At 29.4% G+C, this 596-nt stretch carries 1 protein-coding gene; it reads left to right on the plus strand.

What is annotated here, in order from left to right; translation table 11 throughout:
• Positions 1–47 precede the first annotated feature (47 nt).
• A complete protein-coding gene (locus HMPREF2937_RS07245) occupies positions 48–380 on the plus strand; it encodes a type II toxin-antitoxin system PemK/MazF family toxin (protein WP_070625380.1) in 333 nt (110 codons plus the stop codon).
• The last annotated feature ends 216 nt before the right edge of the window (positions 381–596 follow it).

Raw genomic sequence — 596 nt, forward strand, 5'->3', positions numbered from 1 at the left:
TATGATGAAAAAGAAATTGATTTTGGAGATGAAGTAGGTCAAGAGTTATGGTAAAACAATTTGACATTATAATGATTGATCTAGATACGACTCGAGGTGAAGAGAAGCAAAAATATGGACCATATGTAATCATAAGTAACAACTTTGTCAATCAAGGATCGCCTTTTGTTTGGACTTTACCTATAACTAATAGAACTAAGAGGTTTCCTTCAGATATAGTTGTTAAAACAAAACGTAATAGCATAACAGGTATCATTGATTTATTACAAATAAAATCTTTAGATATTAAAGCGAGAAATAATAAAGTAGTAGATGAATTAGATGAGAGTATCCAGTCTGATGTAATCAATACTATCATTGCACATTCTAAAATGATTTAAAGTCAATCTTTTGAATAAAATCGATAGAAAAAAATATAGTATAAATAAATAGAAGCGGATAGTATCGCTTCTATTTATAAGGATTGAAAGTAGGATGAATTTGTGCCCCTTACAGTTAATGTAGCGGGTGTGAATCTAAGTTGACTTGTATAATCGCAAGTCAAGATGAATCTTCACCGTTAATACATAATAAGGTAATGATATTTAATTTGGAAG

Source organism: Staphylococcus sp. HMSC061G12 (assembly GCF_001838465.1).
In the GTDB taxonomy this organism is placed as follows: Bacteria; Bacillota; Bacilli; order Staphylococcales; family Staphylococcaceae; genus Staphylococcus; species Staphylococcus simulans.